The sequence below is a fragment of the Acidocella sp. genome (genome assembly GCF_036489515.1).
Classification (GTDB): Bacteria; Pseudomonadota; Alphaproteobacteria; order Acetobacterales; family Acetobacteraceae; genus Acidocella.
The window spans coordinates 1-22,814 of record NZ_DASXFO010000032.1 but is presented as its reverse complement, the minus strand read 5'-3'; the positions used below and the strand labels follow the sequence as shown (position 1 = coordinate 22,814).

Below are 22,814 nucleotides of genomic sequence, written 5' to 3'. Positions count from 1 at the left end.
TTTACTCCGCTGGGTCATGGGCGTTGTCGGTGACAACGCCCATGACCCAGATTAACAAAGTTTTTTTGCTACTTTTTGTTCACAAAAAGTAGCGCTTTCTTGCTTCAAAAAACCGCTTTGAGCCTAGCCAGGCTTTCCTCATACCCAAGGGCGGCCAGGGTGGCGTCGATGCCCGGGCTCATGGTGCTGCCGGTCAGCGCCGCGCGCAGCGGCTGCGCTACCTGGCCGAGTTTCAGCCCCTCGGCTTCGGCGAAGCTGCGCAGCGCCGCATCGACGGCGGTGATGGAGAAATCCGTGGCGGCGAGAAGCGGGGCGAGGCGCGCAAGCATCGCGCGGGCCTCCGGTGTGAGCAGCGCCTCGGCTTTGGGCTCGAAGGGCAGGGGGATGCTGCGCGCCAGGAAGGCGGCGGAAGCGGTGAGGTCCACCAAGGTTTTGGCGCGCTCCTTCAGGCCCGGCATCAGGGTCAGGATGCGGGTCTGCGTCGTGGCGTCCGCGTGGACGCCCAGCGCTTCGAGGCGCGCCAGCACGTCGCCGGTGAGGCGCGCATCATCGGCCCCGCGCAGCCACTGGCCGTTCAGATGCGTCAGCTTGGCATAATCCATCCGGCTCGCCGCGCGGCCCACGCCTTCCAGGGTGAACAGGGCGATCTGCTCATCGCGGACCAGAAACTCGGAATCGCCATGCCCCCAGCCGAGGCGAAGCAAATAATTGCACAGCGCCTCGGGCAGGAAACCCTGTTCGCGGAATTCCAGCACGCTGACCGCGCCGTGGCGTTTTGAGAGTTTCGCGCCGTCGGCGCCATGAATGAGCGGGATATGCGCGAAATGCGGCGTCTCCCAGCCCATCGCGTTGTAGATCTGGACCTGCCGGAAGGTGTTGGTCAGGTGGTCGTCGCCGCGGATGACATGGCTGATCTCCATGTCATGGTCGTCCACCACCACGGCATGCAGATAGGTCGGCGTGCCGTCCGAGCGGAGAATGATCATGTCGTCCAGCTCGGTGTTCTGGACGCGCACGGTCCCCTGCACCAGATCGTGCACCACCGTCTCGCCCTCGCGCGGGGCTTTCAGGCGGATCGCAGGTTTGACGCCGGCCGGCGCCTCGGCAGGATCGCGGTCACGCCAGCGCCCGTCATAGCGCGGCGGGCGGCCCTCGGCCTGCGCGGTTTCGCGCATTTCCTTCAATTCATCCGGGCTGGCATAGCAGGGATAGGCGCGACCCGCCGCCAGCATCTGCATCGCCACCTCCACATGCCGCGCCTCGCGGGTGGATTGGAACACCGGCGCCGCATCGGGCGTCAGCCCGAGCCAGTCCATGCCGTCCAGGATCACCTGCACCGCTTCCTGCGTGCTGCGGGCTTTGTCGGTGTCCTCGATGCGGAGCAGGAATTCGCCGCCCATGTGCTTGGCGAACAGGTAGTTGAACAGAGCGGTACGGACGCCGCCGATATGCAGCATGCCGGTGGGGGAGGGCGCGAAGCGGGTGCGAATGGTCATCTGCGGCCTCTAGCATTTCTGTCCCCCCCTTTGCCAGACGGCGCAAAACTGTTAACGAAACGCAACGATATAGGGGTGCCGATGCGCGCCTGGTTCGCCGCCTGGGTGGAGGCTGAACATGGCAGATTCCCGCTCCTCCTGCCGGTTGCCATGGGGGCGGCGATTCTCGCCTATTTCGTGTTGCCCCATGAGCCCAGGCTCTGGCTCGGTCTGTGCGCCGCCGCCGGCGCGTTGGCGGCCCTGGTGGCGTTGTGGCGGTTTCCGCCGGGCCGGCTCGCGGCGGCTTTGGCGCTGGCGGCGGCCCTCGGTTTTGCCCGGGCGGAGTGGCGCACCGCGGCGGAACCCGGTTTTGTCCCGGTGCCGCATGGGGTGACGGACATTTCCGGCACCATTGCGGGCATCGATCTGCTGCCCAATGGCAGGCGCATCACCCTGGCGCGCCCCAGTTTGAACGGCGGTCCAGCCTTGCGCCGCACCATCCGCGTCCATTTGCGCGATACCGACGACACGCCGTTGACGCTTGGCGAAGGCGCAAAAACAAGGGCGTTTCTGTTCGGCCCCGAGCGCCCGGCCTATCCCGGCGGCTGGGACCAGGGTCGGCAGGATTTCTTCCAGGGTTTGGACGCGTCCGGTTTTGCCATCGCGCCCGTCACCGTGATTGCCCCGGCGCAACCTGGCACGCTGGCGCGCCGGCTGCTGGCGCTGCGCCAGGGCATCGCCACGCGCATCCTGGCGACCCTGCCGATCGACACCGGCTCCATCGCCGTCACCCTGCTCACCGGCGAAGAACAGACCATCCCACCGCCGGAGCGAGAGGCCTTCATCGCCGCCGGGCTGGCGCATATCCTGGCGGTGGCGGGGCTGCATGTCGGCATCGTCATGGGGCTGGCCTTCGCCGCCACGCGGTTTCTCCTGACCCGGTTTGAGCGCACCGCCCTGCACTGGCCCGCCAAATCGCTGGCCGCCATGGCCGCTTTGGGCGCGGGCGTGGTCTATGCGCTGCTGACCGGCGCGCATCTGCCGATCCTGCGCAGCCTGGCCATGGCCAGCCTGGTGACGCTCGGCATCATCGTCGGCCGCCGCGCCATTTCACTCCGGGGGCTGAGCCTGGCGGCGATGGTTATTATGCTCACGACGCCGGAGGCAGTGATCGGCACCAGCTTTCAGATGAGTTTTTCCGCCGTCCTGGCGCTCATCGCCGGCTACGCCGCGGCGCAAGGTTTTTCCGCGCGCAAGCATCGGGACAAAACCGTCTTCGGCCGCGTGGCGGGACATCTCATAGCGTTGGCCTTCACCAGCCTGCTCGCCGGCGGCGCCTCGATGCCTTATGCCGCCTACCAGTTCCAGCAGATCCAGCCTTACTGGATCCCGGCCAACCTGGTCGCCGTGCCGCTCACCGCGTTGTGGATCCTGCCCTTGGGCCTGGCCGCCCTGGCACTGATGCCGTTGCACCTGGCGGCGCTGGCGCTGGTGCCGATGGGCTGGGGCATTGCCGTCATCATCTGGATCACCGCGCGCATCGCCGCCTGGCCGGCCGCGATGCTGCGCATCGCGCCGATCCCCGATGCTGCGATCCTGCTCGTGACGGCCGGGCTGATCTGGCTGTGCATCTGGCGTAGTGCGGCGCGCTATGCGGGCCTGCCGTTGCTGCTGGCAGGTGCGCTGGTTTATGCCGCCATCCGGCCGCCGGATGTGCTGGTCTCCGCCGATGCAAGGCTCATCGCCTTGCGCGATGGCGCCGGCATTCTGCTGGTGCGGCAGCCGAAAGCGACGTCCTACACGCTGGCGCAATGGGCGCCGGTCTGGGGCGGCGCGCAACCGGTTCTCTCGCATTGCACTGCCGAGAGCTGCCGCGTCGGCCGCGTGCTGCTGGCCATGGCGCCGCCTGCCGGCGGGTGCGGCGACGCAATGCTGGTGGTCTCGCCGGAACCGCTGCGCGGTGTCTGCGAGGGCCTGCCGGTGATCGATCGCTTCTCCGTCTGGCGTCAAGGCGCCATGGAAGCCTGGGTCGGGGCGCACGGCGTGCGGCTGCGCAGCGACCGTATGGTGCAGGGCGAGCGGCCCTGGGTGCCGCCTTATCCGCCGGACAAAAATTTACGTTGACGCAATGATAATCTTGCAATTACGTAATGAATATGAGCCTCGCAGTGCCACATCTCGCGTTGCCGGCGTCCCTCAGTCTCGCGGAGCAGCTCTTGAGCCTGCGCCGGCGCTGGAGGATCGTCCTCGGCTGCACGCTCACGGTGTTTGGCCTGACATCCCTCGTCCTGGCCCATATGCCGCTGACCTACACCGCGACGGGTATCCTGCTCTACGCCCCGGAGGAGGCAACCGCCCCCGACCGCACGTCCATGCCGGCCCCGGCTTTGCAGAACGAGGACGTGGTGACGGAGAGCCAGACGGCGGTGATCGCCAGCTTGCCGGCGGCGCGCGTGCTGGCGGCGCAGCTCGATCTCGCGACGCAGCCGGGGTTTCGCCGGTTCATGAGGCCGGCCCTCTGGCCGTGGAGTCTGTTTGGCGGCGCGTCCGCGCGTGGCGCCGATGCGCTGGCCGAGGCGGCGCGCCGGGCCCTGCATGTGGCGGTGGTGCCGGGCTCGGAGGTGCTCACCGTCTCCTTCACCGCGCAAGATCCCGCGCTCGCCGCCGCCGCCGCGAATTTCGCGATACGGCTTTATCTCGACCATGAGCGCAAAGACTCCTACGCAGGTTCAGCGACGCGGAGACCTGGCTGCAAGCGCACGCGGCCCAGGTGCAGGCGGGGCTGAACGAAACCGAAACGGAACTGGCGAAGGCCCGCGCCGCGACCGGTGTGGTGCAGGGCGCGCAGGCCAACCTGACGACCGAGACGGCCAGCCGGCTCGCGGCCTCCCTGGTGCAGGCGCAGGCCCGTCTGGCGATGAGCCAGGCGCGGCTCAGCGCCGCCGCGCGCGACGCCGCCGCCATCGCCCCGAACCTGGAGCTGCTGCGCAAGGAACAGGCGGATCTGGCGGCGCAAATGGGGGCGCTGCAGGACGTGTATGGCGCGGATTATCCGGATTTGCGCACGACGAAATCACAGCTCGCGGCGATCACCGCGCAGATCGACGCCGAGACCGGGCGCGCGCAGGATGCCGCGCGCGCTGACGTCGCGGCCGACCAGGCCGAGATCGCCACCCTGCAAAAAGCCGTGGCGGCCACGCGCGTGCAATCGCAGTCCGAGGATGCGGAGTCCGGTCCCGTCCGCGCCTTGGAGCAAAGTGCCGAGGCAGGACAGGCGATGCTGCGCTCGATCGCGCTGCAATCGGACCAGCTGGCGCAGGACATCTCGCTGACCCGGCCGGATGCGCGCATCCTCTCCGCCGCCGCCACGCCGACCAGGCCGAGCACGCCGAACCGTTTTCTGATCCTCGGCGCATCCCTGGTTTTGGGGGCGTGCACCGGCGTGCTGCTGGCGGGGCTGGCCGATGCGCTGGACACCTCGTTTCGCTCCGGCGGCGACGTGCGGGCGCAGCTTGGCCTCTCCTGCCTGGCGCTGCTGCCGGAAGTCTCCAACCCGCAACAGGCCGGGCTGGCAGCGCCGTTTTCGCTGTTCGCCGAACAATTGCGGGCCTTGCAGACGGGGCTCCATCTCGGGACGGAGCGGCACGTCGTCGCCATCACCGCGGCACGGCCGGCCGAGGGGAAAACGACGCTCACCATCGCCTTCGGCCGCGCTCTGGCCGCCTCCGGACTGCGCGTGCTGGCGATCGACGGCGATATACGGCAGCCGAGTTTCGATCCGGTGTTCGGTGTCGGCGGCGCGCCGGGATTCACCGACCATCTGGCCGGGCTGGTCGCGCTGCGCGATGTGCTCGTGCCGGACCCGTTAAGCCCGCTGATGGTGCTGCCCGCCGGGACCCAGGCTAAGGCGGCGTTATCGCTGTTTCTGTCGCCGGCTCTGGACGGCTTCATGACGCAATTGCGCGACGACTGGGACGTGGTGCTGCTCGACGTGCCACCGGTCTTCGCGCTCGCCGAGGGGCGGGTTCTGGCCCGGCTGGCGGATGCCGCCTTGCTCTGCGTCCGCTGGGGCGACACGCCGCGCCATGTCGTGCTGGCGGCAATGACGCTGCTGCGCGAAGCCGGCGTGACAGTGTGCGGTGCGATCTGCTTTTCCTTCACAAGCCAAGCGAGGTTTGCGGCCGAACCATAAGCACTGTCGGCTGCGATCCACTCAGGTTTTATGCCCCATCGCTCTTCCACCCGGTCCAGCATGGTGCGCGACGCGCCGACCTCGGCTTGCCGGATCGCGCGGGTGGCTTCGACGTCGAGAATGACAGCGTTCTCAGTGTCGATCAGATAGTTGGTGGCATAGGCGAAGAAGGCTGGTCCCTTGAGCGCGCCGGTCCACTGAGCAGCCGGATCCGTCGACGAAATAAATTTTGGCGTTACCTCTGAAGCAGCACCGAACGCGGCATCATCAAGCTTGGCCATATACTCCTGGACGGCGCGCACCGCTTCGCCTTTTGCCGCAAGAGCATCGTAATGATCACCAGGGACCGAGCGTTGCCTGTTCGCATCTGCTGCAATCAGGCTGGCATCCGCTGCGAAGCCCTCACCGCTGACCAGCCCCTCGTCGAGGCAGCGGGCGACAATGCTCTCAAAAAGACGCCGAAGGATGTCGCTGTCCCGGAACCGCCCGTGCCGGTTGCGCGAGAAGGTCGAGTGATCGGGAACCTTGCCATTTAAGCCAAGGCGGCAGAACCAGCGATAGGCGAGGTTCAGATGCACTTCCTCACACAGCCGCCGTTCGGACCTGATCCCCATGCAATAGCCGATGACCAGGATCCGGATCATCAAATCCGGATCAATCGACGGCCTGCCGATGATGCTATAAAATGGTGCGAGCTCGAGGCGCAGCGCGGACAAATCAAGAAACCGGTCAATGCCCCGCAACATGTGATCAGCGGGAACATGGTCATCCAGCCGAAAATCGTAAAATAGCTCCGGCGCTGCCTCCTGCCTGCCCATCATTGCCCTGCCTCCGCGTACGCTCAGGCAAAGTGAATCACGGCCGCAGCCGTCGAGCAACGAAAAAGCTCCTTTTTCAACAGTATCGGTCGACTCCGGCCGCGGCCGAACCCAAGCCCGCCGAGAGCGGCTGAACAGGGACAAACCAGACCGTCTGGTCTTGGCAACGCAGGGTGGACAAACGGAGATTCCTACGCGCGACGCGTCCCGACCCATCCCGGTCACTTGGAACCTATGCGGGGCGTTCCAAAAGCTGTCATTCCTCTGGCGCCGCTGGCGTTGGGGCGGCGCTCGTTTCGGGCTTCCTAGATCCAGCGGTCGCTGGGTTAGGTTATGGCTGACGTCTCACGCGAATCATGGTCGGCATCGATTTCATGCTGTCTTCCACGACGAGCCCGAGCGTCGCGGCCAACTGCCACCAGGAGTGGTCGGCCTGCCGGACGATGAAGCACTCGGTGCTGAGGCCCATGTACTGCCCCTCAAAGGAATGGCCGACCGCGACATGCGCGATCTCCTCAGGAAGGCCGACAACCAGGCAGACATGCATGCCAAACACGGAGTGGCGGAAGGTCGGCTGGCCGGCATAGGATGGGTTCTCGGCCCAGCGCTTTCGGTTCGTCGGGTCGAACTCGTATGGCTTGCCCACGTCGTGGCAGGCCGCCGCCGCGAGGAGCACGTCGCGATGGATCTCGACGCTGGGCCAGCTCGCCGCGAACTCCTCGGCTATTTTCAGTGCGAGCCTGAGAACGCCGCGGAGATGATCAGCCTGGGTTCCTGCCTTCAGAACCGGCGCGCCAGGGTTGCCCTCCGGCGGGATCTGCGTGATCCGCGTGAAGTCTGAGCAGGAGAGCGCGTAGCTCCAAGCCTCGACCACCTTTTCCCGGAGCGAGGCGTCCTGGATCATGCCGATTTCAGGAAAGTCTTCGAGGACGCCTTTCCGGACCTCGTCGGTGATGGGCCGGCGCGGCCCCGAATAATGAAGTTCCATCAAGTTGGCTCCTTAAGTGATTTGCAGCTCGGGAAATTCGGCCGGCATCTTATCGGCGCCGTTCTCGGCGTGCACCGGACGCCGCACCATCGTCAGGACGGCGATCACCCCACAGAGGAGCAGTGCTGCCGCGATGCGGAAAGCAACGGTGTAGCCGCCTGTGATCGACACGGCGTAGCCGGTCATGATCGGCGCAGCGAGGCCAAAAGAGTTGCCGCCGAAGGCGACGATGCTGGTGACCCGGCTGACGTCCCTGGGGTTTCTCAGGACATCGCTTGCAATTGCGAAATTGATCCCGCTTGCGGTCGTCGAGCCCGTGAGTACGACGACGAGGATCACCATGAGGGTGAACAGGCTGCCTGCGTGCGGCGCCGCGAGAATCACTAACGAGATCGCGGCAAGACCTGCGGTGAAGATCCGGCGTCCTCCATTGAGGATTGCGGTCGACGACAGCATCCGATCGCTCACCCGGGCGATCCCAAGACCGATGACGAGCGCACAGAAATAGGCTGCAGACGTCAGATAGCCGGTTTCCTGGAGCGAAACGTGGCGGGTCGTCTGCAGATAGGTCGGCAGCCACGTCATGAGCAGATAGGCCGTATAGACGACGCACGCTTGCGCGATGACCAGGCCCCAGACAGTGCGCTGCCGCAGGAGGTAAAGGATCGCGGACGGGGCCGCTTCCGACGCGTCGCGCTGGCCGTTGCGCGTCTCCAAAATCATCGAGCGCTCTGCTTCGGGCAACCATGAAGCGCGCTCCGGCTGGTCGAAGCGGAACTGCCAAAACGCCAGCCAGACAAATCCGACCACGCCCAAGGCAACGAAAGTGGCCCGCCAGCCGATGTGTGAAATCAGGGTTGCCGCGACCAATGCGCCGATCGCGGGACCTGCTGTTGAGCCGCCATTGAACAACGTCGTTACCACGCCGCGCTCGCGCTCCGGGATCCAGTCTCGCACGACACGGCCACAGGACGGATAGCTCGACGCTTCGCTCGCGCCCATGACCAGGCGCGCGACAAGCACGGATGTGAAGCCCCAGGCCAGCGCGGTTGCCGCCGTTGCGAGCGACCACAGGGCGATGCCGCAAGCGACCATACGCTTGGCACCGCTGCGCTCCACCAGGACCCCGAGCGGCACCAGGCAGATGACATATGTCCACAGGAAGCTCGAGAAGAGATATCCCATCTGAACGGGCGACAGATGAAACTCGGTCGCGATGGGGTGGGCCGCGATCGAGAGGGCGACCCGGTCCATGTAGTTCACAACAACGAGCGTGAAGATGAGCAGAACAACCCAGATCCGGCGGGTAGTCATATCGTTTTCGTCTCCCCGCTGCGCTCTGCTCAGTGCTCTCGCCAATCCCATCAAGGTTTGGTCAAAGCGTTTCCTGCAGACGCCGCATTTTTGTTTTTTTAATTCAGCCGAGGCTTCGTGTTGGCGATGATTGTCGACTACAGTGATTGGGGATCTTAATCAAATTAGAATATCAAAACCAAAATGATTGGAAATTCCAATGGGTCGCCCTACCATTGCCCAGCTTGAAGCCTTCGTCTGGACGGCCCGGTACCGATCCGTTCGCAAAGCCGCGGAGGAACTGAACCTCGCACAGCCGACGATTTCTCTCCGCCTGCGTGACCTGCGGCACAGCTTGAAGGCGACCTTGTTCGAGCGGGCCGGGCAGTCGATGGTGCTGACCCAAGCGGGTAGAGACCTCCTTCCTTTGGTCGAAGCGGCGCTCGAGCGGGTCGACGACATCATCTCACTCGGCGGAGAGCCGGAGATACGCGGGACAATTCGCCTTGGGCTCGCGGAGGGGATGGCGACGGTCTGCCTGCCGCGCCTGATTGAGGTGTTGCATGACGAGCTTCCCCGACTTCAACCCGAGTGGGTCATCTCACCGAGCGACGGCCTTGAGGGCGAGCTCGCGGCCCGCCGCCTCGATGCGGCGCTCGTCGTCAACCCTGTCGGTCAAAGTGGCCTCCGGTTCATGCCGATCAGCGTGCAGCGGACGTTGTGGGCGGTGGCTCCGTCTTGGGGATTGAGTGGTCCGGTAACACCCGAAGATCTCAGTCAGAAGCCAATCCTCACGAATGGACCATCGTCCGCCATGCACCGGCAGATCATGGGGTGGTTCGCCACAGCAGGTTTGGCGCCGGCTAGGCTCGACATCTGCTCGAGCGTCACCGTCATCGCCCAACTCGTGGCCGCAGGGACCGCCATCAGCGTCTTTCCGGTCAAGCTTATTGAGTCCTACGTTCGGGCGAAGACAATGCAAATACTGTCGTCAACACCTGCCGTCGAAAGCGGTAGCGTCTTCTTTGCCTTTTCAGTTGGGCACGAAACCGCGGCAACAAATGAGATCCTCAGAATCGTCAGGCGTGTTCTCAAGGACATTCGGTATTTCGAGTGAGTCGACCACCCAGCACAAGTTTGGGTGAAGTCATTTGTTACCCTGTCCCTGCGAACTTCGCCGCGCAGCCGCGCGCTTTGTCTCGATACGTCCCTCATTTTTTACTTCCACTTTAATTAGCAAGACAACTATTTCCAATAAAAAATACGCACTCAGGAAAGGGCCTTTCTAACGCTGTTCATACTGAAGACAGCAGATTTGAACGATCCTGTTCCAACTTTCGTACGCAGCGCTCTCGCGATTTGCGCACTAGCATCGTTGATGGGGCGGTCAAGTGCCTTTCCTGTGCGCGTCGGGTAGACACACCATTCCCTGCCATCCGACGCCGCTTGGCGGCGTTCGACCAACTGCTTCTCAGTGAGATTGTCGATAAGTCGGGTGGCGGTGGGACGAGCGCGGCCTTGGACTTTCAGATCGGTTTCGTCAACGTGCCACGAGCGCCGGGCGGCTCCGCTCTTGAAGCGACGCCGTTGCCGGAGTTCGGCTGTCAGGAGGGGAGCCAGCTTTGCCACTCACTCCCGAACAGTCTCGTGGCTGAAGATGATCTCGCGCTCTAGAAACATCTTGGTTATCACAAAAGCAAATATCTAAAATTGCGTTGTCGAGGCTACAGAACGCCTCAAAATGCACGTATGTGATGGTCGTTCATTCCTGTTGATAATTGATCGATAGGAGGTTCTTGGCCTCGCTAATTTCTAAGGAGCTATGATGCCCAGTTTTTCCAGGAGAAAAATCCTCGCAGCCGGCGCCGCGGGCGGCGCGTTGACGGCAACGGCGGCGGCGCATGCCGCGGGCGTGTTCGGCAATCCCGACCTGCCGCCGCAAGGCCAGATGAATGCCACCGCGGGCGCTTTCGCCGATCCCGGCCCGCAGAACGCCGTGATGGAAGCCCAGATTCCGGCGTTCGCGAATCCCCCGGCCACCGATGTCGGCGGCATGGCGCAACTCTGGTCGTCCTTCAGCATCGCGCCGAAGCGCGTGCAGGCGGGCGGCTGGGCGCGTCAGGTGACGACGGCCGACTTCCCGATCTCCACCACCATCGCCGGCGTGAACATGCGCCTCGGGCCGGGAGGCATTCGCGAACTGCACTGGCACCAGCAGGCGGAATGGGCGATCATGACCTATGGCCATTGCCGCGTGACCGCGGTGGACCAGAACGGCCACGCCTTCGTCGATGACGTGGCGGCCGGCGATCTCTGGTACTTCCCGGCCGGCTTGCCGCATTCGCTGCAGGGTATCGGCCCGGATGGCTGCGAATTCGTCATCTGCTTCGACAACGGCGCCGCCTCGGAAGACAACACGCTGCTGGTGACCGACTGGTTCGCGCACACGCCACCGGAAGTGCTGGCGAAGAATTTTGGCGTGCCGCAATCGGCCTTCGCCAACATTCCGCTGCAGGATCGCTGGATTTTCCAGGGCAAGGAACCGGGTCCGCTCGCCGCTGATGTGCAAGCGATCTTGCCGGACGCCGGCCCGGTGCCGAACCCGTTCACGTTCCACCTGTCCGCATCAACGCCGGTCAAGCAGAACAGCAACGGCATGATCCAGCTCGCCGACAGCACCAACTTCAAGGCGGCGATCACGGTCGCGGCGGCGCTGGTGACGGTGAAGCCCGGCGCCATGCGCGAGATGCACTGGCACCCGAACGCGGCTGAATGGCAGTACTACATCAAGGGCAAGGCCCGGATGACGGTGTTCAATACCGGACCTCAGGCCGCCACCATCGACTTCAACCCCGGAGACATCGGCTACGTGCCCAAGAGTTTTGGCCATTATGTCGAGAACACCGGCAATGAAGATCTCGTCCTCGTGGCGGTTTTCAGGACTGATAAATATGCGGAGGTCGCGCTCGCCGACTGGATGGCGCATACGCCGCCGGCAATGGTGGAGCAGACGCTGAACCTCTCGGCCGAGACGGTCGCGAAGTTTGCACGACGGCCGCAGGGTATCGTTCCCGCCTAACGCTAACAAAGATGTCTTGCGGCATGCCGCAAGACATCTTTTTATAGGCGGTCGTTCCGCTGCCCATCTCGACGGGAGATTTTTTGATCATGGACGTCTTGGGGCCACTCCCAAGTCGTTCTGCAGCTAACCGCGCACACGCTTCCCCTGCGCTTCCGATTTTTTGGTATGAATAAGGTATACTATGCACAACGAAGTTGTTGACGTCGTTTTCGACTCATCCAAGTTCTGGCCTGTGGCCATCGGTTTTTCGGCCTCGCGACGGGGTATCTGGTGGTCGGCGGTCAGGCGCTGTTCCAGTTTCCGAAAGGGAGTCGGGAGGTTGATAAGTCGACCGCCCTGTGGAGCCTCTGGATGGCCGGCTTCATGCAGTTCATCACCGGCGTCTATCTCATGGTCGGCCTGACCTGGTTCGGCGTCTTTACGAATGCCGCACCACTCTACATGGCGGCACTCGCCTTCACGGCCTACGGCGTGCATTGGTTCGCCGTGTCGCATCGCCGCTATATCGGCAGCAGCGCGGTTCCCGAGGGCTGGATGGCGATTGCCTTCTCCTTGCTCTCGATCCTCGGCGTCATCGTCTTCCAGGCGGCGGGGGACATCCCGGTTGCCATCGTGTTTGTTGGACTGACACTCGTCTATCTCACAGAAATCCCGACGCGCTTCGGCCTCTGGCCTGCCGGCGCACGGCTGATCGGTCTGTGGCAGGTCCTGACAGGACTCTGGCTCATTTACGTGACCTACGGCGTCGTTCTCAACCTTGCGGTTGGCTACCACTGGTGGGTCTGAGCACGGAACAGGGCATTGTCACGTTAACCCGTTACGGTATCATTTCACCTGAGCAGGCACCGTAGAGTGTGATTGCGGCGCCCGCTGGACAGAGAGCGATGAGACTCGGCAACGTTTTCACGCGCCGTCCTAACCAAGACAATGCTGCGAAGTGCCATTTCGCTCGCAACCAAGCCTTCATCAACTGGGCAGAGGTTCCCGGCGGACTGATAGTTACGTAATCACGCCTGCCTGTCGCCCTCTCCCGACCGCCTCCGCCTTCCGTCAGCCAGCATCCAGCAACTTGACGGTGCTCATTCTTCGCTTGATCGCACCTTCTTTCGGATCGGTGGGATCGCAAAATTCCATAAAATCTTAGGTGGTTGTGAATTGAAGTTTCCACAACCTATAGTTAGAGGAGTGCCAAGCGTCTCTCCGAGCGGACGGCGCCGATTTCTAGAAGGATCGTAGGCTATGAAGAACATTCCGATTATCGGAAAATTTGGCGCCATCTTGGCAGTGTTCGGGGTGTTCGCCATCGCCGTCGCCATCTACTCCACGGCGCAGATGCGCGCCCTGAACACCGGCTACCTCGCTTTGCGCGCCGGCCCGACGGATGCGCTGTTGCAGCTGATCCGCAGCAATGTCGACATTCAGTTCATCCGTGAGAGCGCGAACGCAATGATGCTGAACGCCAACGCAACGGACAGCCAGAAAGATCTCGCGGCGATCAAAGACGACAGCGCGCGGTTCGCCGAGTTCATGGGACTTGCCGCCCAGGATGATCCGGCGGATGCCAACACCATCCAGACCTTCAAATCGCAGCTTCTGCAGTTCGCGACAGGGGCTTGCACCAACCCGGCGCTGCTCGTCGCCGTGGCCGGCGGCACCGGCGCCAATGCCCCGACCGCCGAGGCCTTGTACCGCAGCCAGTGCGTGCCGCAGCTCGTCACCCTGGCCAACAGCATGCAGCCGATCATCAACAATATGCGGAGCGCTGAAAGCACTAACCTCGCGGCACTGAAATCCACCACCGACAACTCCATCTCCTTCACCTTCTATATGATCCTTGGTGGCATCGCGGCGGTGATGATCAGCGCCGTCTTCGCCATCCGCACGTGGATCACCACCCCCGTCAAGGCACTGCAGGGGACGATGAACAAGCTTTCCGGCGGCGACTTGAAGACCAAAGTGATCGGCATCGAACGCAAGGATGAGATCGGCGGCATGGCCCGCGCGGTACAGGTGTTCAAGGAGGCCGGCATCGAGAAACAGCGCCTGGAAAGCGAAGCCGAGGCGCAGCGCACGCTGAGGGAGCAGGAACGGCAGGAGACCGACCGTGAGCGCGCCGCCGTGCTGGAACAGTTCGCATTCATCGTCGAATCCGTCGGTACCGGGCTGGAAAATCTCTCCGGAGGCGACATGTTGTTCCGCCTGAACGCGCCGTTCGCCGCCGAATACGAGAAACTGCGCAATGACTTCAACGCGGCGATGCTCAAGCTGCAGGAAACGCTGCAAGCGATCGCTGCCAATGCCGAGGGCGTGCGCTCCGGCGCCGAGGAGATCACCCACGCTTCCGACGATCTCTCGCGCCGCACCGAGCAGCAGGCGGCAAGCCTGGAAGAAACGGCGGCGGCCCTCGACCAGATCACCGCCACGGTGCGCCGCACCGCGGAAAACGCCACCGAAGCTCGCAGCACGGTCGCGACCGCCAAGGCGGACGCGGAGCGGTCCGGCGCGGTGGTGCGCGAGACCGTGAACGCGATGAGCGGGATCGAGACCTCGTCCAAGCAGATCGGCAACATCATCGGCGTGATCGACGAGATTGCCTTCCAGACCAATCTTCTGGCGCTCAATGCCGGGGTCGAAGCGGCGCGGGCCGGCGATGCCGGGCGCGGTTTTGCGGTGGTGGCGACCGAGGTGCGGGCGCTGGCGCAGCGCTCGGCCGATGCGGCGAAGGAAATCAAGGCGCTGATCTCGGCGTCGGGTCAGCAGGTCACGGCCGGGGTCAAACTGGTCGGCGAGACCGGCCAGGCGCTGGAGCGGATCGTGGCACAGGTAGCGCAGCTGAGCAGCCTGGTGGTCGACATCGCCGCCTCGGCACAGGAGCAGGCGACCGGGTTGAACGAGGTGAACAGCGCGGTCAACCAGATGGACCAGGTGACGCAGCAGAACGCGGCGATGGTCGAGGAATCGACGGCGGCGAGCCACGGCCTCTCGGGCGAGGCCCAAGAACTCGCCCGCCTGGTTGGGCAATTCCGTATCAGCCAGATTGAAGCAGCCCCGATGCTCAAGCGGGCTGCGCCCAAGGCGCCGCCAAAGCCGCGGACCGCCGTGACCACGTCCGCGCGCAAGGTTGTCATGCTGGCGGGTCAGGATAAGGCGCCACGCCCAGCCCCAGCCGGCGCGTCAGAAGGGTGGAGCGAGTTTTGATCATGAGCCAAACCCACGACCGCACGCATCATCAGGCGGCTGGCGCCAACGAACTTCTGTCCGTCCGCATCGGCACGCAGGAATTCGCTCTGGACATTAGGGCGATCCGTGAAATCAGAGGGTGGACAACGTCCACCCCCCTGGCGCACGCCCCCTCCTACATCAAGGGCATGATTAATCTCAGGGGCGCGGTCCTGACCATCGTCGACCTCGCCAAACGCCTGGGCCTGTCCGGCACCGAGCCGAACGCCGCCTCGGTCATCGTGGTCGTGGAACTTGGCGATCAGGTCGCCGGTCTCCTAGTCGATGCGGTGTGTGAAATCTTCACCGTCACCGACGAGATGAGGCAGGCGACGCCGCATGCCGGCGATGGCGCCGCACGGGAATTTATCGAAGGCCTCATCATGATGGACGATCGGATTATCAGCGTCATGTCGATCCGCGCCATCATGCCCGAGGCCGCCCTGGACGCCCCAGACGAAATGCGTTGACGGCGACTCCGCGGCTGTCTCTGAGCGACGGGACCGCCCCGCCGCCGTCTGCTTCACCTCCGGCGTGCAAGCGCTGTGCTCGCTATCGTGCAGGCTGCTTAGGCCGCCTGAAACTTCTCAATTATGCCGTCACCTATGGCGCGAAAGCTGAAAGAATCGCTTCGATTACTTCTTTGCCGAAGCAGCGGCGGAGGTCGTGGTGGTTTCTATCTCTTCTGCCGCGCGGGGCTGTCGAGGTACCGGGGGCGGCGTAAAGGCTGAAGAATGGCTGTCGTTCTCGCCTGTCACCGGTTGCATCTTCGGCTTTGGCTGACGCATGCAGCCGCGGAAGATCGGATTGCAGACACCATCCTCGCCGACGGTGAGATCGTCGGCACCAGTATGGTGGACCTCCGCCACCTTACCGTTGATCACCCGTACATACGCCATGCAGCCCGTGCCAGATCCACCGATAGCGACATCGCCCATGCTGAGTGGCAGGGAAAGGGTGAAGCCGTTGTTGTTCGAAGGTGAGTAAGTATAGGTGTCGACATGGGCGACGGGACTGAGCGTGGTCGATTTAGCTGGCGGCCCGGCACACGATAGAAGATCGGCGCGACTCATTCCAATCATGCTGATTTGCGCTTCATGTGCCTGACGTAAGGCTCCATAGCCGCAACCGGCGAGAGAAAGGCTTGTGAGCATCAGAACGATCCGGCGCATATCACCTCCGGCGAATAAATATTTTTCATTTCATGTGCAGATATGAAGAGAAGTCCGTCACCGAACCCAAAAAAAGTGGTTAAACATCATTTCACTATTATAGTCTGACTGACTTAATGAAAGTCTTTGTGACTCGATGTTGGCCAAGCTCGGGTCCGTGCGACAGGGATGCGACAAGAGGTCGTCCTAATGGACCCATTCCGCCGATCACATCTTGGTACCGTGCCGCGCGACCGTTGGTCATTTCGTGATTATGTTGGTGTTTCCAAAATTGGCAGAATCTCTGCCGAGATTAAAAAAACTCGCCACGGAAATACACATTTTTTGCGCGACCGGAAGAGGTTTGCTGCGGAAAATTCTTATCGGATGTACCGAACTCCGATTTGGGATCGACCGCGTACAGCTTGATCAGGAGGATTTTTTTATGGCGGACCTCGAAGAGGTTTCAGACCTCGCTGATGATGAACATCGCGAACAAAGAAACGGACTTTATCGCCTCTCAGGCATCCGGCCGCGACCCTGCGATCAGGATATCGACGAGGCGTTTGGCGCTGGCCTCCCAGCCAGGATCGGCGGCGACGTTGGCCACACCGACCAGAGCGCGCAACAGATCGAACGGGTCGAGATCGGCGCGGATATCGCCGTTCTCGACCGCCCTACCAACCAGCTCCCTTATCGCAGTTTTCAAATGCTCGCCTGAAGTCGCATAGAGCTGACCTGGCCCGCCAACCAGGGAGTTGAGCGCAGGGGCAATCAGCTGCTTGGTCGCAAAATAATCAACGAATAGCCGCATCCAGCTACGCAGGGCCTCAGCGGGCACGCAGGTTGCCGCGAGCTGCTGTGCTGCCGCGCTCAGGCCCTCAACCTCGGTGCGGTAGACCGCCTCGATCAGCGCATCCCGTGTCGGAAAGTGACGGTAAAGCGTGCCGATCCCAACGCCCGCGCGGCGGGAAATTTCGTCAAACCTCATCTCCGTCTCGCCGTCTTGGAAAGCGGCCTTGGCGGCCTCGATCAACCGCTCGCGGTTGCGCTGTCCGTCACTGCGTGGCCGTCGTCGCGTCGTCTTTTCCTCGGTCACCAGGCTGCCCTCTTGCTAAACGGAGACATCCTCCGTATAAGTTTAACCGGAGCGTTTCTCCACATATCTCGTATGGCGCTGCGGTTCAACGCGCATACGGCGCATCACCATTACGGAGGCCATCATGGCAAAAATTTTCGGCGCAACGTCTACGACTGACGAGGTGCTCGCGGGCGTATCTCTTACCGGCAAGCGTGTGCTCGTGACCGGGGTGTCCGCTGGGCTTGGCATCGAGACGGCGCGCGCGCTCGCCACCCATGGCGCGCATGTCGTCGGTGCCGCGCGTGATCTCAAAAAGGCCTCTGCGGCCACCGCCCAGCTATGGGATGACGCGGCGACCGCCGGCGGCCGGTTTGAGCTGGTCGAACTCGACCTCGCCAGCCTCGCGAGTGTCCGCGCCTGTGCCGACGCGCTCAATGCCGCCGCTGCGCCCTTTGACTTGGTGATTGCCAATGCCGGCGTTATGGCGACGCCCTTCGGGCATACGGCCGACGGTTTCGAGACGCAGTTCGGCACCAATCATCTCGGGCATTTCGTGCTGATCAACCGGATTGCGCCCTTGATGCGCAACGGCGCGCGGCTGGTGAACCTGGCCTCTTCGGGGCACCGCTTCTCCGATGTCGACCTCGATGATCCGAACTTCGAGCGTACCTCTTATGAACCTTTCACCGCCTACGGTCGCTCCAAGACCGCGAATATCCTGTTTGCCGTTGCCTTCGACCGGCGCCATCGCGCGCGCGGCGTGCGTGCGACGGCGGTGCATCCCGGCGGCATTCTCACCGAGCTCGGCCGCCATATCGATCAGACGCAACTTGAGGCGATGGTCGCCCAGATCAATCAGCAACTCACTGCCGAGGGCAAGCCGCCATTTGCATTCAAGACGATCCCCCAAGGGACAGCGACCTCTGTGTGGGCAAGCGTGGTTGCGCCCGCGGATGCCATCGGTGGCCGCTACTGCGAGAACTGCCATGTCGGAGAGGCCGTGCCTGATGATGTGACGATCAGCGTGGTCAGCGAAGGCGTGCGTGGTTACGCACTCAATCCTGAGCATGCCGAGGCGCTCTGGAAGAAGAGCGAGGAGATGGTCGGGGAGCACTTCTGAGCGCGTTTCCGCCTACCGCAGGCTGGCACGGAATCGCACTCGACGAGACGATGCACCAGGCGATGCAGGAGAACATCTAGCGGACCATGCCGTGGGACAAGCTCGGCGAACCGTCCGAGGTGGACCGCTGCCGCCCTGTTCCTCGCGTCCGAGGACAGTAGCTTCGTCAATGGCAGCGAACTCTTCACGGACGGCGTTCTGCCCAGATCTAGCTCGGCAGCGCGCCTTTTCCGTCACACTCACCCCGCCCAATACGGAGGTCTCATGGCTCAGACGAACAACGTCGCAATCGCTCAGGAGTTTCTTCACCGGCTAGGCTCGGGCGCCGAGCCGGTGAGGGTCGCCGAATCGCCTCGATATCGACAACATCCTTGCCAGCGACACTCGGGCCGTCATTCTTGGATCGCTCGCATCCCGGGTCAAGCAGGCCGGCAAGGTGGTCGAGACGTCTTTCGCAATCATCCTGACCATTGCCGATGGAGAGATCAGTCGGTTCCAGATGCTGGAAGACAGTTTCGCCGTCTCGCGTGCCGCATAGGCGGCCGAAAGCTTCAACCGAGATTCGGTTTCCAGCAAGTTGCTTTGACCCTCAAGAAATGGGGCTGGTGAAACTATCGAGACCAGCGGCGTAGCGGCATAATGACTCCACCGCTCACGAGAAACCTGAACCGATGTCTGCTTCCGAGAGAGCAAAGCGGATAAGTCGAATGTCGCCTTTCGTCGCTAAGCCGCCGCACCAGCCAACCTGTTGGAGAATTCAGGCGTTCTTAGACTGACGCGTCCCATCAAAAGCCGTCATTCTTCGACGAACCTAGTCTTGAAAGAATCAAACCATAAGTTGCCGTGTTCCGGTCTGCTCGTAACCCAATGAAATCACAGTGTGATTTTTCAGATGACATCTTAAGGTATGAGCCGGGACGCGTTATGATTTAACGGACATTCTACCCCGCCAGCAGTTTCTCGCGCGCGGCGGTCGCTAGTTGATCGGCCCGTTCGTTCATCGCGTTGCCTGAATGGCCCCGGACCCAGCGCCAGTCGATTTTATGCGTGCTGGCGGCGGCGAGGATCCGTTTCCACAGATCCATGTTTTTCACCGGGTCGCCGGCGGCGTTGCGCCAGTTCTTGCGCACCCAGCCGGTATGCCAGCGGGTGATGCCGTTGCGTAAGTATTCGCTGTCGGTATGCAGGATGATGGTGCAGGGGCGGGTCAGCGCCGTCAGCGCTTCGGCGGCCGCGGTCAGCTCCATGCGGTTGTTGGTGGTCTCCGACTCGGCGCCGGAGAGCTCCTTCACGGTGCCCTTGAATTTCAGGATCGCGGCCCAGCCGCCGGGGCCGGGATTGGGCTTGCAGCCGCCGTCGGTCCAGATTTCGACGGTGCTGTCGGCGGTTTCAGAGTCCATAGGCGGAGGCATCCCGGGCGGTGTTGTGGAAGCGCAGGCGGCGGTAATAGTCCATGGGGTCTTTCGGCGTCACCAGCGCGCCCGGCGGCGTGTGCAGCCAGTCATAGAGCCGGGTGAGCAGGAAGCGCATGGAAGCCCCCTGGGCCAGCACCGGCAGCGCCGCGCATTCGGCCTCGCTCAACCATCGATGCGCCATATAGCCGCGCAGCAAAGCGCGGGATTTGGTGATGTTGAAGCTGAAATCCCGCTCGAAACACCAGGCGTTCAGGCAGATCGCGATGTCGTAGGCATAGATATCGGTGGCGGCGAAATAGAAATCGATCAGCCCGGAGATTTTGCCGTCCAGGAAGAACACGTTGTCCGGAAACAAATCGGCATGGATGTGCCCGACCGGCAGGTCGCGCGGCCAGGCGGCGGTGATGCGCGCGAGGTCTGCCGCGAGTTCGGGCCCGAGGCCGGCCTGCACGTCGTCGGCATGGGCGAGGGATTTTTCCAGCAGCGGCTGCCAGGCCTCCGGCCCGAGCGCGTTGGCCCGACGCGGCGCGAAATCCTGGCCGGCCAGATGCAGCTGCGCCAGCGCCGCCCCAAGCGGCTCGCAATGCTCGAGCACCACGCGGCGTGGCCAGACGCCGGGCAGGAAGGTGGTGATCGCGGCGACGCGCCCGGCCAGCGGGTTGAGGTTGCGGCCCTCCCGGGCGCGCACGGGCAGCGGGCAGGGCAGGCCGCTGGCGGCCAGATGCTCCATCAGCCCGAGAAACCAGGGCAGATCGGCGGTGTTCACCCGCTTCTCGTACAAGGTGAGAATGAAATCGCCCTGCGTGGTTTTCAGCGCGTAATTGCTGTTCTCCACGCCCTCGGCAATGCCGCGGAACGCGACCATCCCACCAATCTCATAATCGGCCAGAAACGCCGCAAGGGCTTCGTCCGTAACTTCCGTATAAACCGCCATGCGGGTAGATGACCGCGCTGAAAAATTCTGGCAAGGGAGCCGACATGAAACGTCAGATTCCCGTCTGCTTCGCCCCGTTCCTCCTGGCCGGCCTGGCCGCTTGCGCCGACGATTCCACGCCGCCGCCGATGTTCTGCCCGCAAGTGGCGGTGCTGCAGCAGGCCGCGAAGGTAACGACCTTCCTGCCCGGACGCACGGATGTGGCGGCCCAGGTCACCACGGCGCAGATAACCGGAATCGCCGGCGCCTGCGCGACCGCGCAAGGTAACCGCCTCCTGCGCGTGACGTTCCGCGCCGGTTTTGTCGCCAGCAACGGCCCGGCGGATCATGGCGCGACCGTGCAGCTGCCGTATTTTGTGGCTTTGAGCCGCGGCAACCAGATCATCTCGAGACAGGACTACACGATCGCGCTGCATTTCAACGGCAACGCCAGCAACGCCGAGGCGACCAGCAAGCCGGTGAAGGTGGAGCTGAGCAATGTGCACGACAGCCAGAACGTGGAGATACTGGTCGGGTTCAAGATGACCCCGGCGCAGCTGGCTTACGCCGCCGGGCATCCGATGGCCGCGCCTTAAGTAAGGAAGCAAGGCTACTTTTTGTGAACAAAAAGTAGCAAAAAAACTTTGCTAACCTGGGCCATGGGCGTTGGCGCTGACAACGCCCATGGCCCAGCATAATAAAAAGTTTTTGCGCCGCTTTTTTCAAAAAGCGGCTGCTTTCTTCTGCCATCAAGCATGTTAGTTTTTTGAACGTCTTGGTTTTCCTCGCAAAACCCCCATTTCCCCCGGGTCATAAGGAGATTACTTCATGGAATATGTAAGACTCGGCCGCACCGGCCTGCAGGTGTCGCGCATCACGCTTGGCTGCATGACCTACGGCGCGCCCGACCGCGGCGGCCATGCCTGGACCATGCCGGAAGAGGCCTCGCGGCCGCTGATCAAACAGGCGCTCGAGCTCGGCATCAATTTCTTCGACACCGCCAATGTCTATTCCGACGGCACGTCCGAAGAAATCGTCGGCCGCGCACTGAAAGATTTTTCGACCCGCGACGAGGTCGTGATCGCGACCAAGGTGTTCAACCGTATGCGTCCCGGCCCGAACGGCGCCGGCCTGTCGCGCCGCGCGATTTTCACGGAAATCGATCACAGCCTGCGCCGCCTCGGCACCGACTATGTCGATCTCTATCAGATCCATCGCTGGGACTACGAAACCCCGATCGAAGAGACGATGGAAGCGCTGCATGACGTGGTGAAGGCCGGCAAGGTCCGCTATATCGGCGCCTCCTCGATGTATGCCTGGCAGTTCGCCAAGGCCAATTATACCGCCCGGATGAACGGCTGGACCGAGTTCGTCTCCATGCAGAACTACGTCAACCTGCTCTATCGTGAGGAAGAGCGCGAGATGATCCCGCTCTGCCGGGATATGGGCGTGGCGGTGATCCCCTGGAGCCCGATGGCGCGCGGCCGCCTGACCCGCGACTGGGACGAGACCTCGGCGCGTACCGAGACCGACGAGTACGGCAAGACGCTGTATGCCGGCACCGGTGACGCTGACCGCAAGGTCGTGGAGCGGGTCGCCGAAGTGGCGAAAGCGCGCGGCGTGCCACGGGCGCAGGTGGCGCTGGCCTGGGTCGCCCAGAAGCCGGGCATCACCTCGCCGATCGTCGGCGCCTCCAAGCCGGCGCACCTGACCGATGCCGTGGCCGCGCTGAAGCTGAACCTGACCGCAGAGGAAATCGCCTCGCTCGAAGCCGCCTACGTGCCGCACGCGATCGCCGGGCATAAGTAGGGAAGGCTACTTTTTGTGAACAAAAAGTAGCAAAAAAACTTTATTAATCTGGGTCATGGGCGTTGTCGGTGACGATGCCCATGGCCCAGCATAAATAAAAGTTTTTGCGCCGCTTTTTTCAGGGCTTGTTGAGATTTAGGGATTCCCCTGGTCACGGCGTTTGTGATTCACGCTTTTCATGGACCGCTTTGCACTGACGGACGCTCAATGGGCGAAAATGGAGCCGCACTGTTTGGGGAAGCCGAGCGACCCTGGGCG

Annotated in this window: 18 protein-coding genes and 1 pseudogene; 11 read left to right on the top strand and 8 right to left on the bottom strand. The window is 62.9% G+C overall.

Going from position 1 to position 22,814, the window contains the following annotated elements; translation table 11 throughout:
* Positions 1-104: 104 nt before the first annotated feature.
* On the bottom strand, positions 105-1,496 hold the full coding sequence (gene gltX / locus VGG47_RS04345; protein WP_331535803.1) for a glutamate--tRNA ligase: 1,392 nt from the start codon (positions 1,494-1,496) through the stop codon (positions 105-107).
* An 81-nt stretch (positions 1,497-1,577) separates the two neighbouring features.
* Here gltX and VGG47_RS04340 point away from each other — a divergent pair, with 81 nt between their 5' ends.
* The 3 genes from VGG47_RS04340 to VGG47_RS04330 all read left to right on the top strand — a co-directional run bounded on the left by VGG47_RS04340 (position 1,578) and on the right by VGG47_RS04330 (position 5,667).
* Positions 1,578-3,599 carry a ComEC/Rec2 family competence protein gene (locus tag VGG47_RS04340; RefSeq protein ID WP_331535801.1) on the top strand — a complete coding sequence of 674 codons (2,022 nt, stop codon included), beginning with the start codon at positions 1,578-1,580 and terminating at the stop codon, positions 3,597-3,599.
* Between the two features lie 32 nt (positions 3,600-3,631).
* Positions 3,632-4,261 carry a hypothetical protein gene (locus tag VGG47_RS04335; RefSeq protein WP_331535799.1) on the top strand — a complete coding sequence of 210 codons (630 nt, stop codon included), beginning with the start codon at positions 3,632-3,634 and terminating at the stop codon, positions 4,259-4,261.
* A gap of 131 nt (positions 4,262-4,392) precedes the next feature.
* Positions 4,393-5,667, top strand: coding sequence for an AAA family ATPase (locus VGG47_RS04330; RefSeq protein WP_331535873.1), 1,275 nt, complete (start codon positions 4,393-4,395; stop codon positions 5,665-5,667).
* On the opposite strand, the pseudogene VGG47_RS04325 reads toward VGG47_RS04330, so the two are convergent.
* From VGG47_RS04325 to VGG47_RS04315, 3 genes and pseudogenes are all read right to left on the bottom strand, one after another.
* Positions 5,610-6,488: pseudogene (locus VGG47_RS04325) on the bottom strand (transposase); the annotation flags it as partial. The gene VGG47_RS04330 and the pseudogene VGG47_RS04325 sit on opposite strands and share 58 nt — an antisense overlap.
* Positions 6,489-6,816: 328 nt before the next feature.
* Entirely contained in the window at positions 6,817-7,473 is a 657-nt protein-coding gene (locus VGG47_RS04320) for an HD domain-containing protein (RefSeq protein WP_331535797.1), read from the bottom strand.
* Between the two features lie 12 nt (positions 7,474-7,485).
* Entirely contained in the window at positions 7,486-8,787 is a 1,302-nt protein-coding gene (locus tag VGG47_RS04315; protein ID WP_331535796.1) for an MFS transporter, read from the bottom strand.
* Between the two features lie 199 nt (positions 8,788-8,986).
* On the opposite strand from VGG47_RS04315, the gene VGG47_RS04310 reads away from it, so the two are divergent.
* The 5 genes from VGG47_RS04310 to VGG47_RS04290 all read left to right on the top strand — a co-directional run bounded on the left by VGG47_RS04310 (position 8,987) and on the right by VGG47_RS04290 (position 15,537).
* Positions 8,987-9,883 carry a LysR family transcriptional regulator gene (locus VGG47_RS04310; protein ID WP_331535794.1) on the top strand — a complete coding sequence of 299 codons (897 nt, stop codon included), beginning with the start codon at positions 8,987-8,989 and terminating at the stop codon, positions 9,881-9,883.
* 705 nt (positions 9,884-10,588) lie between these two features.
* Complete coding sequence (locus VGG47_RS04305) at positions 10,589-11,845, top strand: cupin domain-containing protein (protein ID WP_331535792.1); 1,257 nt, start codon at positions 10,589-10,591, stop codon at positions 11,843-11,845.
* 273 nt (positions 11,846-12,118) lie between these two features.
* Positions 12,119-12,634, top strand: coding sequence for a hypothetical protein (locus VGG47_RS04300; protein WP_331535790.1), 516 nt, complete (start codon positions 12,119-12,121; stop codon positions 12,632-12,634).
* Between the two features lie 453 nt (positions 12,635-13,087).
* Positions 13,088-15,046 (top strand): methyl-accepting chemotaxis protein, encoded by a 1,959-nt coding sequence (locus VGG47_RS04295; protein ID WP_331535788.1) that lies wholly within the window; start codon positions 13,088-13,090, stop codon positions 15,044-15,046.
* A 2-nt stretch (positions 15,047-15,048) separates the two neighbouring features.
* Entirely contained in the window at positions 15,049-15,537 is a 489-nt protein-coding gene (locus tag VGG47_RS04290; RefSeq protein WP_331535786.1) for a chemotaxis protein CheW, read from the top strand.
* A 165-nt stretch (positions 15,538-15,702) separates the two neighbouring features.
* On the opposite strand, the gene VGG47_RS04285 is transcribed toward VGG47_RS04290, so the two are convergent.
* Positions 15,703-16,239: a hypothetical protein gene (locus tag VGG47_RS04285; RefSeq protein WP_331535784.1), complete on the bottom strand. Its 537-nt coding sequence runs from the start codon at positions 16,237-16,239 to the stop codon at positions 15,703-15,705.
* A 499-nt stretch (positions 16,240-16,738) separates the two neighbouring features.
* Complete coding sequence (locus tag VGG47_RS04280) at positions 16,739-17,317, bottom strand: TetR/AcrR family transcriptional regulator (RefSeq protein ID WP_331535782.1); 579 nt, start codon at positions 17,315-17,317, stop codon at positions 16,739-16,741.
* Between the two features lie 124 nt (positions 17,318-17,441).
* Between VGG47_RS04280 and VGG47_RS04275 the strand changes: the two genes are divergently transcribed.
* Positions 17,442-18,419 (top strand): SDR family NAD(P)-dependent oxidoreductase, encoded by a 978-nt coding sequence (locus VGG47_RS04275; protein WP_331535780.1) that lies wholly within the window; start codon positions 17,442-17,444, stop codon positions 18,417-18,419.
* 941 nt (positions 18,420-19,360) lie between these two features.
* On the opposite strand, the gene rnhA is transcribed toward VGG47_RS04275, so the two are convergent.
* Both rnhA and VGG47_RS04265 read right to left on the bottom strand, forming a co-directional pair.
* Entirely contained in the window at positions 19,361-19,819 is a 459-nt protein-coding gene (gene rnhA, locus VGG47_RS04270; RefSeq protein WP_331535778.1) for a ribonuclease HI, read from the bottom strand.
* Complete coding sequence (locus VGG47_RS04265) at positions 19,809-20,768, bottom strand: homoserine kinase (protein WP_331535776.1); 960 nt, start codon at positions 20,766-20,768, stop codon at positions 19,809-19,811. The genes rnhA and VGG47_RS04265 overlap by 11 nt, the downstream gene beginning before the upstream one ends.
* A gap of 44 nt (positions 20,769-20,812) precedes the next feature.
* On the opposite strand from VGG47_RS04265, the gene VGG47_RS04260 reads away from it, so the two are divergent.
* Complete coding sequence (locus VGG47_RS04260) at positions 20,813-21,343, top strand: hypothetical protein (RefSeq protein WP_331535774.1); 531 nt, start codon at positions 20,813-20,815, stop codon at positions 21,341-21,343.
* 232 nt (positions 21,344-21,575) lie between these two features.
* Positions 21,576-22,556, top strand: a complete 981-nt coding sequence (locus VGG47_RS04255) for an aldo/keto reductase (protein ID WP_331535772.1) — start codon at positions 21,576-21,578, stop codon at positions 22,554-22,556.
* Positions 22,557-22,814 lie beyond the last annotated feature (258 nt).

Excerpts from the sequence above, each read along its gene's own strand:
- gltX (WP_331535803.1), bottom strand. The coding sequence starts at position 1,496 with ATGACCATTCGCACCCGCTTCGCGCCCTCCCCCACCGGCATGCTGCAT.
- VGG47_RS04340 (WP_331535801.1), top strand. The coding sequence starts at position 1,578 with ATGCGCGCCTGGTTCGCCGCCTGGGTGGAGGCTGAACATGGCAGATTC.
- VGG47_RS04335 (WP_331535799.1), top strand. The coding sequence starts at position 3,632 with ATGAGCCTCGCAGTGCCACATCTCGCGTTGCCGGCGTCCCTCAGTCTC.
- VGG47_RS04330 (WP_331535873.1), top strand. The coding sequence starts at position 4,393 with ATGAGCCAGGCGCGGCTCAGCGCCGCCGCGCGCGACGCCGCCGCCATC.
- VGG47_RS04320 (WP_331535797.1), bottom strand. The coding sequence starts at position 7,473 with ATGGAACTTCATTATTCGGGGCCGCGCCGGCCCATCACCGACGAGGTC.
- VGG47_RS04315 (WP_331535796.1), bottom strand. The coding sequence starts at position 8,787 with ATGACTACCCGCCGGATCTGGGTTGTTCTGCTCATCTTCACGCTCGTT.
- VGG47_RS04310 (WP_331535794.1), top strand. The coding sequence starts at position 8,987 with ATGGGTCGCCCTACCATTGCCCAGCTTGAAGCCTTCGTCTGGACGGCC.
- VGG47_RS04305 (WP_331535792.1), top strand. The coding sequence starts at position 10,589 with ATGATGCCCAGTTTTTCCAGGAGAAAAATCCTCGCAGCCGGCGCCGCG.
- VGG47_RS04295 (WP_331535788.1), top strand. The coding sequence starts at position 13,088 with ATGAAGAACATTCCGATTATCGGAAAATTTGGCGCCATCTTGGCAGTG.
- VGG47_RS04290 (WP_331535786.1), top strand. The coding sequence starts at position 15,049 with ATGAGCCAAACCCACGACCGCACGCATCATCAGGCGGCTGGCGCCAAC.
- VGG47_RS04285 (WP_331535784.1), bottom strand. The coding sequence starts at position 16,239 with ATGCGCCGGATCGTTCTGATGCTCACAAGCCTTTCTCTCGCCGGTTGC.
- VGG47_RS04275 (WP_331535780.1), top strand. The coding sequence starts at position 17,442 with ATGGCAAAAATTTTCGGCGCAACGTCTACGACTGACGAGGTGCTCGCG.
- rnhA (WP_331535778.1), bottom strand. The coding sequence starts at position 19,819 with ATGGACTCTGAAACCGCCGACAGCACCGTCGAAATCTGGACCGACGGC.
- VGG47_RS04265 (WP_331535776.1), bottom strand. The coding sequence starts at position 20,768 with ATGGCGGTTTATACGGAAGTTACGGACGAAGCCCTTGCGGCGTTTCTG.
- VGG47_RS04260 (WP_331535774.1), top strand. The coding sequence starts at position 20,813 with ATGAAACGTCAGATTCCCGTCTGCTTCGCCCCGTTCCTCCTGGCCGGC.
- VGG47_RS04255 (WP_331535772.1), top strand. The coding sequence starts at position 21,576 with ATGGAATATGTAAGACTCGGCCGCACCGGCCTGCAGGTGTCGCGCATC.